The sequence below is a fragment of the Burkholderiales bacterium genome (assembly GCA_035560005.1).
Classification (GTDB): domain Bacteria; phylum Pseudomonadota; class Gammaproteobacteria; order Burkholderiales; family Eutrophovitaceae; genus DASRFY01.
In genome coordinates this window covers 1-13890 of record DATMAN010000047.1, presented here as the reverse complement: position 1 = coordinate 13890, position 13890 = coordinate 1, and the positions used below count along the sequence as shown (strand labels likewise).

Annotated in this window: 14 protein-coding genes and 2 pseudogenes; 1 reads left to right on the top strand and 15 read right to left on the bottom strand. The window is 66.7% G+C overall.

Annotation, left to right across the window (positions count from 1 at the left end):
• Positions 1-115 precede the first annotated feature (115 nt).
• The 11 genes and pseudogenes from VNM24_06640 to bioB all read right to left on the bottom strand — a co-directional run bounded on the left by VNM24_06640 (position 116) and on the right by bioB (position 8818).
• Positions 116-970, bottom strand: coding sequence for a cytochrome c oxidase subunit 3 (locus tag VNM24_06640; protein ID HWQ38279.1), 855 nt, complete (start codon positions 968-970; stop codon positions 116-118).
• Positions 971-1019: 49 nt separating this feature from the next.
• Positions 1020-1223, bottom strand: a complete 204-nt coding sequence (locus tag VNM24_06635) for a DUF2970 domain-containing protein (GenBank protein HWQ38278.1) — start codon at positions 1221-1223, stop codon at positions 1020-1022.
• A gap of 1 nt (position 1224) precedes the next feature.
• Positions 1225-1782, bottom strand: coding sequence for a cytochrome c oxidase assembly protein (locus VNM24_06630; protein HWQ38277.1), 558 nt, complete (start codon positions 1780-1782; stop codon positions 1225-1227).
• Positions 1779-1889, bottom strand: a complete 111-nt coding sequence (locus VNM24_06625) for a cytochrome oxidase small assembly protein (GenBank protein HWQ38276.1) — start codon at positions 1887-1889, stop codon at positions 1779-1781. Before VNM24_06625 ends, VNM24_06630 begins: the two co-directional genes overlap by 4 nt.
• A gap of 27 nt (positions 1890-1916) precedes the next feature.
• Complete coding sequence (ctaD, locus tag VNM24_06620) at positions 1917-3500, bottom strand: cytochrome c oxidase subunit I (GenBank protein HWQ38275.1); 1584 nt, start codon at positions 3498-3500, stop codon at positions 1917-1919.
• An 89-nt stretch (positions 3501-3589) separates the two neighbouring features.
• A pseudogene (gene coxB, locus VNM24_06615) lies at positions 3590-4300 on the bottom strand (cytochrome c oxidase subunit II).
• Positions 4301-4395: 95 nt separating this feature from the next.
• On the bottom strand, positions 4396-4884 hold the full coding sequence (locus tag VNM24_06610) for a DUF2244 domain-containing protein (GenBank protein ID HWQ38274.1): 489 nt from the start codon (positions 4882-4884) through the stop codon (positions 4396-4398).
• 148 nt (positions 4885-5032) lie between these two features.
• Positions 5033-5731: a dethiobiotin synthase gene (gene bioD, locus VNM24_06605; protein ID HWQ38273.1), complete on the bottom strand. Its 699-nt coding sequence runs from the start codon at positions 5729-5731 to the stop codon at positions 5033-5035.
• Between the two features lie 8 nt (positions 5732-5739).
• Positions 5740-6618 carry a malonyl-ACP O-methyltransferase BioC gene (gene bioC, locus VNM24_06600; protein HWQ38272.1) on the bottom strand — a complete coding sequence of 293 codons (879 nt, stop codon included), beginning with the start codon at positions 6616-6618 and terminating at the stop codon, positions 5740-5742.
• Between the two features lie 17 nt (positions 6619-6635).
• Positions 6636-7772 (bottom strand): annotated as a pseudogene (gene bioF / locus VNM24_06595) (8-amino-7-oxononanoate synthase).
• 38 nt (positions 7773-7810) lie between these two features.
• On the bottom strand, positions 7811-8818 hold the full coding sequence (gene bioB / locus VNM24_06590; GenBank protein ID HWQ38271.1) for a biotin synthase BioB: 1008 nt from the start codon (positions 8816-8818) through the stop codon (positions 7811-7813).
• A gap of 87 nt (positions 8819-8905) precedes the next feature.
• On the opposite strand from bioB, the gene VNM24_06585 reads away from it, so the two are divergent.
• Positions 8906-9592, top strand: a complete 687-nt coding sequence (locus VNM24_06585; GenBank protein HWQ38270.1) for a ComF family protein — start codon at positions 8906-8908, stop codon at positions 9590-9592.
• Positions 9593-9611: 19 nt separating this feature from the next.
• On the opposite strand, the gene VNM24_06580 is transcribed toward VNM24_06585, so the two are convergent.
• From VNM24_06580 to VNM24_06565, 4 genes are all read right to left on the bottom strand, one after another.
• The gene (locus tag VNM24_06580; GenBank protein HWQ38269.1) at positions 9612-10823 is read right to left on the bottom strand and encodes a tetratricopeptide repeat protein; all 1212 of its coding nucleotides are present in this window, start codon (positions 10821-10823) and stop codon (positions 9612-9614) included.
• A complete protein-coding gene (locus VNM24_06575; protein HWQ38268.1) occupies positions 10820-11719 on the bottom strand; it encodes an AAA family ATPase in 900 nt (299 codons plus the stop codon). The genes VNM24_06580 and VNM24_06575 overlap by 4 nt, the downstream gene beginning before the upstream one ends.
• A gap of 48 nt (positions 11720-11767) precedes the next feature.
• Positions 11768-13531, bottom strand: a complete 1764-nt coding sequence (gene mshL / locus VNM24_06570; GenBank protein HWQ38267.1) for a pilus (MSHA type) biogenesis protein MshL — start codon at positions 13529-13531, stop codon at positions 11768-11770.
• A 43-nt stretch (positions 13532-13574) separates the two neighbouring features.
• Positions 13575-13890 (bottom strand): hypothetical protein (locus VNM24_06565; GenBank protein HWQ38266.1); only part of this gene is annotated, 316 nt, incomplete at its 5' end.

The window sequence follows — 13890 nt, the reverse complement described above, 5'->3', positions numbered from 1 at the left end:
CCCCGCACCCGTTCCGCAAAAAAATTCGCCGCACGGCATCGCGCGTGCGGCGACAGTCTCCCCGCTCGCGCGGGGCCCCTCCTCCCATTCTCGTTGTTTGCCGTTCCTGTCGTTTTCAGAGCCAGTAGACGAACACGAACAGGCCGAGCCAGACCACGTCGACGAAGTGCCAGTACCAGGACACGCCCTCGAACCCGAAGTGATGGTCGGGACTGAAATGCCCCTTCAGACAGCGCAGCCAGATGACGATCAGCATGATGGTGCCGATCGTGACGTGGAAGCCGTGAAAACCGGTCAACATGAAAAAGGTGGCGCCGTAGGCTCCGCTCTCCAGCGTCAGATTGAGATCGGCGTAGGCATGTCCGTACTCGTAGGCCTGCAGGCCGAGGAACAGCGCGCCGAGCGCGATCGTCAGGAACAGGAAGACATTGAGCTGCGTGCGATTATTGTTCTTCAGTCCCCAGTGCGCGATCGTCACTGTCACGCCCGAGCTGAGCAGGATCAGCGTGTTGATGGCCGGGATGCCCCACGCCGCCATCGGGGTGAACTGTTCCTTGATCGCCGGTCCCGCCGCCGGCCATTCCGGCGAGAAGCCTGGCCAAAGCAACTGGCCGGTCTCGGCTTCGGCGAGCCACGGCACGGACAGCACGCGCATGTAGAACAACGCGCCGAAGAACGCGGCGAAGAACATCACTTCGGAGAAAATGAACCAACTCATCCCCCAGCGGAACGAGAGGTCCACCTGCTTGTTGTGCAGGCCGCTTTCACTCTCGCGGATGACGGTGCCGAACCAGCCGAACATCATGTACACCAGGATCGCGGCACCGATCAGCAGGATCGCGGTGCCCGCGCCGCCCGCGCCGTTCATGAGGAGCACGGCGCCGATGGCCATGAAAAACAGCCCGGTCGATCCGACGATGGGCCAGTGCGACGGTGCCGGCAGATAGTAGCCGCCCGGTTGCGAGGTCATAGTTTCACTCCTCTCCTTGATCCTGACTTGAAGTTGTTCTTCGTCCAGCCTAACCCGTAATGATCCGGACCAGCGTCACGATCGCGGTCACGAACAGCGCGGCGCCGATCACGCCCGCCAGCACGACCTGCCACGGCCTGAGGGTGGCCAGATCGCGCTCCGAGGCCGCGCCCTTGCGGATGCCCAGAAACGCCCAGAGCACGGCCTTGAAGGCCCTGAGCGGGCTGGGCCGCGCACCCCGCTCACCGGCCATCTCAACCTGCGACTGCGCCCGGCGCCGGCCGGCGCGTTCCCCCCACCTCGAACATGGTGTAGGACAGGGTGATCGTGCTCACCTCGCGCGGCAGGGAGGGATCGATCACGAACACCACCGGCAGCCGGCGCGTCTGCCCCGCCGGAATCGACTGCTTGCTGAAGCAGAAGCAGTCGAGCTTCTTCACGTACTGCGCGGCGACCTGCGGGCCGTAACTCGGAATCGCCTGACCCTCCGCCGAGATCGCAGTTGGATTCTTCAGCTCGTAGACCACCTGGATCAGTTCGCCCGGATGCGCCTTGATCCTGCGCTCCAGCGGCACCAGCTCCCACGCGATCTCGCCGCGCACATTGGAATCGAATTCGACCGTCACCAGGCGCGAAGTGTCCACCTGCGTGCTGCTCGGCTCGTCCCTCTTCACCAGCTGGTTGATCCCGGTCACCTGGCAGATCTTTTCGTAGAGCGGGACTAGGGCGAAACCGAAGCCGAACATCGCCAGCGCCACGACGGACAGCTTGCGCAGCGTCACGCGGTTCCTGGCCCGAGTCGACTCGTTCATGCGAAAAGGTAACGTCTGAGCACGAACCCTAGAAAGAACGCGGCCGCCACGCTGGCGAGGATGAGCGCGGTGCGCGTGTTCCTGGATGCAAGTTCCTTCCTATTCATGTCGACGGATACGGCGCGCGCGTCCCCCTACTTCACCACCGGCGGCGTCTCGAAGCTGTGGTAGGGAGCCGGGGTGGGCAGATGCGTCCACTCGAGCGTGTCAGCGCCCTCCCAGGGCCGCTGCGGCGCCTTCTCTCCACTGCGAATCGCCTTCAGCACGATGTACAGGAACAGGATCTGCGACAGGCCGAAGCCGAACGCCCCGATCGAAGAAATCATGTTGAAGTCGGTGAACTGCAACGCGTAGTCCGGAATGCGGCGTGGCATGCCGGCCAACCCGAGGAAGTGCTGCACGAAGAAGGTGACGTTGAAGAAGATGATCGACAGCCAGAAATGCCACTGGCCGAGCCGCTCGTCATACATCCGGCCGGTCCACTTCGGCAGCCAGTAGTACACCCCGGCGAAAGCCGAGAACAACGCGCCGGCCACCATGACGTAATGGAAATGCGCCACCACGTAGTAGGTGTCGTGCAGCTGCACGTCCACCGGGACGAGCGACAGTACCAGGCCGGTGAACCCGCCCAGGGTAAACAGGAACAGGAAGCCGATCGCGAACAGCATCGGCGTCTCGAAGGAAAGCGATCCCTTCCACATGGTGGCCACCCAGTTGAACACCTTCACGCCGGTCGGCACTGCGATCAGCATGGTGGCGAACATGTAGTAGAGCTGGGCCTCGACCGGCATCCCGACTGTGTACATGTGATGCGCCCACACCAGGAAGGAGAGGATCGCGATCGAAGCGGTGGCGTAGACCATCGAGGTGTAGCCGAACAGCGGCTTTCTGGAGAAGGCCGGGATCACTTGCGAGACCACCCCGAAGGCCGGAATGGCGATGATGTAGACCTCGGGATGACCGAAGAACCAGAAGATATGCTGGAACAGAACCGGATCGCCGCCGCCGGCCGCGTTGAAGAAGTGTGTGTCGAAGTGACGATCGGTCAGCGTCATGGTCACCGCGCCGGCGAGGACCGGCATCACCGCGATCAGAAGATAGGCGGTAATCAACCAGGTCCACACGAACAGCGGCATCTTCATCAGCGTCATGCCGGGCGCACGCATGTTCAGAATCGTGGTGATGATGTTGATGGAGCCCAGGATCGAGGACATGCCCAGCAGGTGCACGGCAAAGATCGTCAGGTCCATCCCCATTCCTTGCTGCACGGTGAGCGGCGCGTACATGGTCCAGCCCACGCCCGGGGCCCCGCCCGGCACGAACAGCGACAGCACCAGCAGGATGGAGGCCGGGACCACCAGCCAGAAGCTCCAGTTGTTGAGCCGCGGGAAGGCCATGTCGGGCGCGCCGATCATCATCGGCACCTGCCAGTTCGCAAACCCGACGAACGCCGGCATGATCGCGCCGAACACCATGATGAGCCCGTGCAGCGTGGTCATTTGATTGAAGAAGTCCGGATGGACCACCTGCAATCCGGGCTGGAACAGCTCGGCCCGAATGGTGAGCGCCATGACGCCGCCGACCAGGAACATGATGAAACTGAACCACAGATACATCGTGCCGATGTCCTTGTGGTTGGTCGTGGTCACCCAGCGCATGATCCCGGCGGGATGGTGTTCGTGGCTGTGATCGTGAGCCTGGCCGTGTACCGCTTCCATTGAGCTGTCTCCTTGGGATTTCTGTCCGGTGCTCGCTTCTCGCTCGCCTACTTGCGCGCGGTCTTCATCTCTGCGCCCTGGATCGCCTCTCCGGCCGCAGCCTTCTGCTTTTGTTCCGCGACCCAGGCCCGATACTCGTCCTCGGTGACGACTTTGACGACGATGGGCATGAAGCCGTGCTCCTTGCCGCACAGCTCGGCGCACTGTCCGCGATAGACGCCGGTCTTTTCCGCGCGGAACCAGGCATCCCGAATGAAACCGGGAATGGCATCCTGTTTCACCGCCAGCGCGGGGACGTACCAGGCGTGCAGGACGTCGTTCGCCGTGGTGAGGACGCGGACCTTCTTTCCGACCGGCACCACGACCGGGTTGTCCACTTCCAGGAGATACTGTTCTGCCTTGGGTGCACCCGCTTCGATCTGATCGCGCGGGGTGGCAAGCACGCTGTAGAACTTGATGCCCTCGTCCAAGTATTCGTATCCCCATTTCCACTGGTAGCCGGTCGCCTTGATGGTCATGTCCGGCTCGCTGGCGTCGCGCATGGCCAGCAGGGTCCTGGTGGCCGGCCAGGCCATGCCCACCAAGATGAAGAACGGCACGATCGTCCAGATGATCTCGACCGTCGTGTTCTCGTGGAAATGCGCCGCCCGATGCCCCGCCGCCTTGCGGTGCTTGAAGATCGCGTAGAACATGAATCCGAACACGCCGATGAAGATCACCGTGATGATCCACATGATCAGCGTGTGCAGATCGTAGATATCCTGCCCTACAGCGGTAGCGGGCGTTTGCAGGTTCAGCTGCCAGGCGGCGGCCGCGGCGCCCGACGCGCCCAGGATCACCCCGAAACCCGCCGCACGCAGAAAGGTGAGAAACCCCATACTTCCCCCCAATGCTCTCAATCCTGAATTCGAGTTCTGCCTTCCGAGATCTGCCGTCTGAGCCGCTGCGCCGTTTGCACCCGCGCCTCGTCGGTCAGCCACTTGCCGATCTGCACCGCGCGCCCATGCGACCGCAGGAAGATCGCCGGGCGTCCGTCTCGACCGCGCTCGACCACGACCTGGGCCCACGGTCGAACGAACTCGCGATTATCGAGCGCGCCCCCGTCGCGGATCTCTACCACGACCTTGTCGCAATCGACCATCACGCACTCGTAGTCCCCTTCGTGCCGTTTCAACCACCGATACGCGAGCCACAGTCCCACGCACTCCAGGCCGGCGAACGGCAGCACGGGCCAGGCGCCGCGAAGTGCAAAGCCGAGGGAGATTGCGAGAGTGACGAGTGCCAGGGAAGCAAACACCAGAAGCCTGCCGGTTGCGGACAAAGAACTGGTCCGTCGAGAGAACCACCGAAACGCTCCCCCTTCCTCGCTCTCGCCGCCGTACATGGCAGATGCTGTTCTGCGCCCGCAGTCGCGGTCGACCGCGAACGTGCAACCCTCATTTTCGCGGGCCGAAATGTAGCACAGCGCGCCGGACGCTAGCAAGGAAACAGCCGCGCACGTCGCGCGGTGCGTTTCGCGCCAGCCCGACGCACTACGCAGAGAGCCTCTCGATCGCTAGACCCGGCATCGCCGCCTCGCCGGGCACCGGGTCATGGGGCACCAGTCCAAGCAAGGGCGCCGATAGCCGCGTGCGCAGCGTTTCGACGTTGCCCTCGAGCCGCTGCATTTCGGGATCGATGCAGTTGGCGACCCATCCTGCCAGGCGCAGGCCGCAGCGCTCGATCGCCTGCACGGTGAGCAACGCATGGTTGAGGCAGCCCAGCCGCATGCCCACCACGAGCACCACGGGCAGGCCGAGCATGCGCGCAAGGTCCGCTGTCCCGTAATCCTCGCCCAGCGGCACGGCGAAGCCCCCCACTCCTTCCACGACGACGCGGTCCGCGAGGGCGGCGAGCTTCGAACAGGCGTCGACGATCCTGCCAAGCTCGATCCGCGCTCCAGCCTCGGCCGCGGCCAGATGCGGAGCGATGGCCGGGGCAAAGCAGTAAGGATTGACCAGCTCGAGCGGCGCGGCGGCATTGGATGCCGCGCACAGCTGCGCGACATCTTCGTTGCGCAATCCCGCGCCGGTCCACTGTGCGCCGGTCGCCACCGGTTTCATGCCCACCACGCGTTCGCCGCGCGCCGCGAAAGCGCGCAGCAGCATGCACGCAACCCGCGTCTTGCCCACGCCGGTGTCGGTGCCAGTCACGAACAGGCCGCGAGACGTGCGCACCGCAGGCTCGCGCATGCGCTGCCTCAGATGGCTGGCCGGATGTCGATCACCGGACGGCCGGAGGGCCCGGTGCGCGGCTGCGGCTTCCAGGCCACGCCGTAGAGCACCTCGAACGTTGCCGGAAGGCCGTGCCGGGCATCGCGCCAGCGTTCGTACTCCTCGGCCACGCGCCGGAACAGCGCGCGGCCGGCGAGCCCGCGGGGCCGTCCGGCATTGACGTTGTGCGCGCCGATCGCCTTCAGGTCGCGCATCAGGTCGCCCAGTTCGCGATAGCTCAATGTCACGAGTTCCATGTCCACGACCGGCTCGGCGAATCCGGTCTGCACCAGGCAGTCTCCGACATCGTGCATGTCGACGAAGCGATTGACGTGCACCGCGCGGTCGACCGCAGCGAAGGCGGTGCGCAGTTCCTTGAGCGTGTCCGGGCCGAAGGAGGAAAACGCCAGCACTCCACCTGGCCGCAGAACGCGAAAGCACTCGCCGAGCCAAGCCTGCAGATCGTTGGACCACTGCAGCGTGAGGTTCGACCAGACGAGATCGATAGAAGCCGCCTGCAGCGGCAGGTGCTCGAGGTCGCCGCACACCTGCGGGCGGCCGCCCGCAGCGCCGAGCACTCGGCGCCACCAGGCAACCTTGGCACGGGCCGCGAGCAGCATGGACACTGCGAGGTCCAGCTCGATCACCGAAGCGCGGGGAAACTGCCGCCGAAGGCCGGGCACCGCGTACCCGGTGCCGCTGCCGGCATCGAGGATGCGCTCTGGATCGATCTTCAGCAGCGGCAGCCGCTCCAGCAGTCGATCGCACACTTCGCGCTGCAGCACCGCCGCGCTGTCGTAGCTGCGCGCGGCCTTCTCGAAGGAGCGGCGCAGCTGGCGCTTGTCGAAGGCAAAAGCGTCGTTCACGGCCGGGCGCGCGCGATGGCGTGGAGCGTCGCGACAAGCCGCTCGACGTCCTCCGGACGATGCCCGGCGCACAGTGAGATGCGCAGCCGGGCAGAACCGGCGGGCACAGTCGGCGGACGGATTGCCGGCACGAGCAAGCCATGCGCCGAAAGTGCGGCTGCGAGCGCCACGGCGGCCGCCGGTTCGCCGACCATCAGCGGCTGTATGGCGGTCTCGGAGGGCGCCAGCGGCCAGCGGCATCCGGCGAGCCCCTTGCGCAACTGTGCAATCAGCGCCGCAAGCCGCTCGCGCCGCCACTCCTCGCGCTCGATGATGTCGATGGCGGCGAGCAGCGCGCTCGCCAGCGCCGGCGGACTGGCGGTGGTGTAGATGTAACTGCGGGCACGCTGCACCAGGGTTTCGATCAAGGCCGTGGACCCTGCGACAAAGGCCCCGCTGACCCCGGCTGCCTTGCCGAGCGTGCCAACGCAGGCCACACGCTCGCCCGACAGGCCGAAGCGCGCCGCGGCGCCCCGGCCCTGGGGGCCGATCACACCGAAACCGTGTGCGTCGTCGACCACCAGCCAGGCGTCATGCGCGGCGCACAGCCGCGCCAGCGCGTCGAGCGGCGCGAGGTCGCCGTCCATGCTGAACACCGAGTCGGTCAGCACCACGCGCGATGGTGCTCGCGAGCGTTCCAGCAAGCGAGCAAGCGCGGACAGATCCAGATGGCGATAGCGGTGGAAGCGCGCGCCGCTCAGCAGCATGGCGTCGTTGAGCGAGGCGTGATTGAGCCGGTCGGCAAATACCTCGGCCGGGCGCGAAGCCAGGACCGTCACGACCGCGAGATTCGCCGCGTACCCGCTACCGAAGAGCAGCGCACGCGGCAAGCCGGTGAACTCGGCGAGTCTTTCTTCCAGGCGCTGATGCAGGCGGTGGTGCCCGCTCAGCAGGTGCGACGCGCCCGCGCCCACGCCGTAACGGCGCGCGCCCTCGGCGAGCGCCTCGACCAGCCGCGGATCGGACGCGAGCCCCAGGTAGTCGTTGCTGGCGAAGGAAACAAACTCGCGGCCGTCGACTTCGACCCGCGCGCCCTGCGCGCTTTCCAGGACGCGACGCTGTCGGAACAGGCCTTTGCGCTCGAGTTCCCGCAGCTCTGAATGCAGATCGCGCATCGACGATCAGACCCTGCGCGAAAGGGCGAACGCGCCCGTCAGCAACAATCGCCGGGATCGCCAGAGTGCTCCCCGGCCGGCATAGGGCGCATTCCCAGCCGGTCGAACAGCGCCCTGTCGCGCGTGACCTGGGGATTGCCCGTGGTGAGCAGCTTCTCGCCGTAGAAGATCGAATTGGCGCCCGCCAGAAAGCACAGCGCCTGCAACTCGTCCGACATCGCCTCGCGCCCGGCCGAAAGGCGCACCATCGACTTCGGCATCGTGATGCGGGCGCAGGCGATGGTGCGCACGAACTCGAACGGATCGAGTTTTTCCGTGCCGTGCAGCGGCGTGCCCGGAACCTGCACCAGATTGTTGATCGGTACGCTCTCCGGCTGAGGGTCCATGGCCGCGAGCTGCGCGATCAGCGCGGCCCGCGACCGGCGCGACTCGCCCATGCCGACGATTCCGCCGCAGCAAACGCGGATTCCCGCGGCGCGCACCTTCCTCAGCGTGTCGAGCCGGTCGGCCTGGGTGCGCGTGTGGATGATCTCGCCGTAGTAGCGCGCGTCGGTATCGATGTTGTGGTTGTAGTAGTCCAGCCCTGCAGCCTTGAGCTGCTCGGCCTGGCCGTCCCTGAGCAACCCCAGCGTGGCACAGGTCTCCAGGCCGAGCGCCTTGACGGCGCGGACCAGTTCGACGACCTTGTCCAGGTCGCGCTGCTTCGGGCCGCGCCACGCCGCGCCCATGCAAAAGCGCGTTGCACCTTTCTGCTTGGCCGCGCGCGCGGCGCCGACAACCGCTTCGAGCGAGAGCAAGGGCTCGTCCGCCACGCCCGTGTGATAGCGCGCCGCCTGCGGACAATAGGCGCAGTCCTCCGGGCAGCCGCCGGTCTTGATCGACAGCAGCGTCGAGAGCTGCACCGCGTTGGAGGGAAAATGCTCGCGGTGGGTGCGCTGGGCACGCCACAGCAGGTCGGCAAAGGGCAGTTCGAACAGCGCTTCGACCTGCTCTGCGCTCCAGCGCGCAGAGACAGCGTGGTCGATCGCGGCCCGCGGAGGCGTCATGGGAATCCTTGAGTCGTCGAACATGTCAGCGCAGGACGCAGCGCATGGTCGAAGAAAGCCGGAGGTCTGTCAAACTTGCCCGCCGGATTGATTGACAGCTGCTTCGCCGCGTTGCGCAGGGTCATGCCGCCCGCCTGTCTGCTGTGCGGTGATCGCGCCCGCGAATCCGGCCTGTGCGCGGGCTGTGAGCGCGCTGTCCCGCGCCTCGACAGCGCGCGCTGCCCGATCTGTGCCGCGCCGGCCCCCGCCGGACAGGTCTGCGGGCGCTGCCTCAAAAGCCCGCCGCGGTTCGACCGTGTGGTTGCCGCCCTGGCCTATGCGCATCCGGTGGACAGCCTGGTGCAGGCACTGAAATACGACGGCAGTCTGGCCAGCGCGCGACCGCTGGCTTGGGCGCTGGCCTATGCGCTGGAGCCCGAACCCTATCCGGACCTGGTTCTCGCCATGCCGCTCGCGCCGTCGCGCCTCGCGGCCCGCGGATTCAATCAGGCCGCGGAGATCGCGCGCCTGGTTTGCCGCGAGTTCGGCATCGCGGCGGCAAACGATGTCGTGCAACGCGTACGCCCCGGTGTCCCGCAGGCTTCCCTGCCCTGGAAAGAGCGGGCGCGCAACGTGCGTGGCGCGTTCCTGTGCAGCTCCGACCTGGCGCGCCGCCGCGTGGCGGTGGTCGATGACGTGCTGACCACCGGTGCGACCCTCGATGCGCTCGCTGCCGAGTTGAAGCGCTGCGGCGCCATCGAGGTCGTCGGCTGGATCGCGGCCCGGACTTTGTAGCCCGGCACCGGAAGTCAGCTCAGCGCTTGAGCGCCGACAGTTCGCGAATGCGTCCTTCGACGAACGCCTGCAGCTCGGGGTTGAGGGTTTTCGATTCGGCCGCGCTGCGAAACGCGCTGCGCGCCTCCTCCGCGCGCTGCAGGGCCTGCAGGCTGATTCCGAGCCCCATCATCCAGATCGCATTGCCGGGTGCGACCGAGAGTGCGTCGGTGTAGAGCTGCACCGCCGGTTCATGGCGTCCCAGACGCTGATAGACCGCGGCGAGAAAAGCGAAGTACTCGGCATCCACGCCGGCATACTGCCGGGCGGCTTCCAGGGTGCCGGCCGCGGCAGCCGCATCGCCGCGCTCGAGCTCGAGTCTCGCGAGCAGCATTGCGTGGCGCGGCTGGCGCGGGTTGACGGCCAGCGTTTCGCGCAGCACCTGCTCGGCGTCGGCGTTGCGCCCCGAGTCGATGAGCAGCGCGATCAGCGCCTGGCGCGCGGCGGAGTGCGAGCGGTCTTCATTCAACGCGGCGCGCAACCCGGCTTCGGCGTCCCCGACCCTGCCCTGGCGCAGCCGCGAAACCGCGTTGCGAAACTCCAGCTCCGCGCGCTCATAAGCCGTGGGTTCGCGCAGCTGTTTTTCCACCGGCACCGGTGCTCGCAGCTCGGGGATCACGACCTCTTGAATTTCCGGCGCGCTTGCCGGGCTCGCCTCTGCAGCAACCGCGGCATCGGAAGCAGGCGCTGCCGCCTGTGCCGCCCGGGAAGGGTCTCGCTCGCGAGCGAGCGACGCGGTTGACGCGGCGGGTGGGCGCACAGCCGCCATCCTCTGGCCGCGCCGTGGCGTCGAAGTCGCACCTTTCGGCGCCACGCTGGGCGCGAATCGCAGTTCCTGGGCGAACTGAAAGACAGGCACCGTGAGCGCAGCGCGCGCCGCCGCTTCCTCCTCGGGCAGCGCACCGCTCGCTGCCGCCGCAACCGGCGGCACCCCCGAAGGCGCGGGTGGCGCGACCCGGGGGGGCGCGACGGACTGCGTCGCGGACTCTGCCCTCCGGCCTCTGGAGAACTCGGTATGCACCAGCCAGCCGCCCGCCGCCGCAACCGCGGCACTGAGCAGGAGCGTCAGCAGCGCGACGGCGCGACGCGAGCGGGCCGGCAGCGCGCGCACCGGGGGCGCAAGCGAGCGGTTCTCGGGTCCGATCGCCCGCCGCCGCTCCAGGTCCTGCAGCAGCTGGTTGATGAGGCTCACGTAAGCGCGTACCAGAACGCCGCCAGGGCCACCGCCAGGACGGCGACCGTCACGGCGGCGAATGGCCAGCGCGCCGTTTGCGCGGCAGCCGGTGTGTCCTTCACCGCGCGGCGCACGTGGCGCGCCGCAACGTAGTGGCTGCCCTCGCCGTACGCGGCAAGCATCGCCTTGTGGGCCACGATGTTGATCAGCCTGGGCACGCCGCGCGTCGCCCGATACAGGGCGGCAGCCGCGCCGCGGTCGAACAGGCGGTCGCCGACATAGCCGGCCACCCTGAGGCGGTGCGCGACGTAGTACTCGGTCTCCTTTGCAGAGAGGGCCGAGAGGTTGTAGTGGAAGGTGATGCGCTGCAGGAGCTGACGCACGTCGGGCTGGGACAGCTTGGCATCGAGTTCGGGTTGTCCGAACAGCACGACCAGCAGCAGCTTGCGCTTTTCCGTTTCGAGGTTGGAGAGCAGGCGCAGCGCCTCCAGCGTCTGCGCCGGAATCGCCTGCGCCTCGTCCAGGCAGACCACGACCTTCTTGCCGCAGCGTGCGAAGTCGAGCAGTGCGTGATTCAGCGTCTTGATAAGCGCGTGCTGATCGGCCTCACGGTCCACCGGCACCCGAAGTTCTTCCGCCAGCGCCAGGAGCAGGCCGCGCGGGTCGAGCATCGGATTGGGAAAGTACGCGGTGATGTATCCCGCGCCGAGGGTGGCGAGAAAGCGCCGGCAGAGCAGCGTCTTGCCCAGGCCGACTTCTCCCACGATCTTGATGAAGCCCTCGCCGTTCTCGATCGCCACCAGCAGCACGTTGAGCGCCTCCTGGTGCGGCGTGCAGGCAAAGGCAAACGCGGTGTCCGGAGTCAGTCCGAAAGGAGGTTCGCGCAGTCCGAAATGGGCGCGATACATGTTCATGCCGCCCGCAACTGCAGCGGCAACAGGCGCGGGCGAAGTCCGCGCCTGTCAGCGGGCGTCGGGACTGGACGCAGGGGCGTTCGGGCCGGAGCCGGGAGAGTCACCGCGCTGGATGGAGTCGATTCGCTGCTTGGTGTCGAGTATATCCTGCCGCCAGCTCGCCGGGCCCTGGATTACGGTCGGCTTCAACAGGATGACCAGCTCGCTCTTCACCGACTGGCGCCGCTGATTGCGGAACAGATTGCCGGCGATCGGCACGTCGCCCAGCCCCGGTACCTGACCCTTGTCGCGCACCTGCGTTTCTTTCATGAGGCCGCCGATCGCGACCAGGTTTCCATCCGCCACGCGCACGATGGTGTCGGTCTCGCTGATGGTGCTCGAAGCCAGCGGCAAGCGGAAATTGCCGGCCGTGCCCAAATCGATGTCCTTGGTGCGCTCGATCACGTTGCTCACCGAAGGATGGATGTGCAGGGTGATGAAGTTGTCCTTGTCGATCTGGGGTGTGACATCAAGCGCCACGCCAGAGAAGAACGGCTGCACCGTGATGGTCGGCGACTGGGTGCTGGTGGTTCCGGTCGTGGTCACATTGGTCGTGACGTTGGTGACGAAGAATTCGTCGGTGCCGACCTTGAGCACGGCCTTCTGGTTGTTGATGGTGGCGATGCGCGGGCTGGACAGGACCTGCAGCTTGCCTTGCGTCTCGAGGAACGACAGCAGCGTGGCGAAATTGCTGGTCTGAAAGGCGAGCCCGAACAAGGTGCCGGGCGTGCCGGTGCCGGCCGTAATCGAACCGGTGATCGCGCCGGGTGTGGAAGTGAGCGCCGAGTTCACGTTCACCGTGCCGTCCGGGTTGGAGGCGGTAAATCCGGACAAGCTGCCCGTCGGCCGCAAGGTCGTGCCCGGAGCGAGCACGCCGCCGGCGGCGCGGCTGTTGTCTCCGGAGCGGAAAGCCGCCCAGTTGATGCCGGTCTGGAACTCGTCGGAGAGCTGGACTTCGATGATCTTCGCCTCGAGCATGACCTGGCGCTCGACGACGCTGGACATGCTGTTGAGAAACTCCTCGACGCTGCGCAGCTCGGCCGGGTAAGCGCGCACCACGAGCGCGCCCGCCTGCGGGCTGACCACGACGTTGCGACCGCCTTCGGTCCCGATCAAGGCGCGCACGGCGGCGCCGATTTCGGCCCAGAAATCGGCTTCCGAGGTCGTGGTCACGCGGCTGCTCTCCAGCGCGCGGCTGGTGGTGGTGCCGGGCAGCTGGACATTGGTCGAGCCCTGCACGCCGCTCGGGGTCGAATCGGAGATCGCGCCGGAAGTGATCCGTACTTCGGTTCGCCCCTTGCGCTGGCTGAGCAGATAGCTCACCTCGAACACGCGGGTCTGCAGCCCCAGCGGCTGGATCAGGATGCGGGTGCCCTGCACCTTGTACTCGTAGCCGTAGAGATCGCGGATCGTATCCAGCGCCTCGAACACAGTGACGTCCTTCAGATTGAGCGAGATCGCGTCCTTGACGCTCGGATGCACGACCATGCTGTAGCGCGTGCCCGAAACGATCGCCATGAAGACCTGGCTGGCCGGTGCGTTGTTGACCTCTAGATCGAAGCGCGGCTCGATCGGCTTGCCATCCACGCTCGGCATCTGCACTGCGATCGGCGGCAGGAGCGCTTCGGATACGGCCGGCGGCTGAGCGGCGGGAAGCGGTTGCCCGGCCGCCTTGTCCAATTCGCGCTGCGCCGACTCGTAAGGCGGCCGGTGGGCGCTCGTGGAGCAGCCCGCAGCCAGCATCGCCAGTATCACCAACGCAGTTCTTGGCATGTGGTCCCTTCGTCTGTCGTCCAACGGGCGCGTCCGCGCACCCTTATTGCGGCCTCGCTTGCACTTCCCGTGAGCTTTCCTCGACCCTGCGTTTGCCCACCGCCGGAAACAGTTCCAGCGTGCGGCGCTCGCCGCCGTTCTGCAGGACGACCGCGCTCTCCCGGATCTCAACCACGCGCAGGCCACCGATGCTCTCGCCCACCTGCAACAGCCGGCCGCTGATCGTGGCGTTGCGTCGCTGCTGCGAAATGAGCACCGTCTGCAACACAAGGCCGGATTGCCCATCGGGCGCCGCGGCCTGGCCCGAGGGCGCGACGAACGCAGGCGGGCGCGTCGGGTCGCGCAGCTGCTGCGCCTGC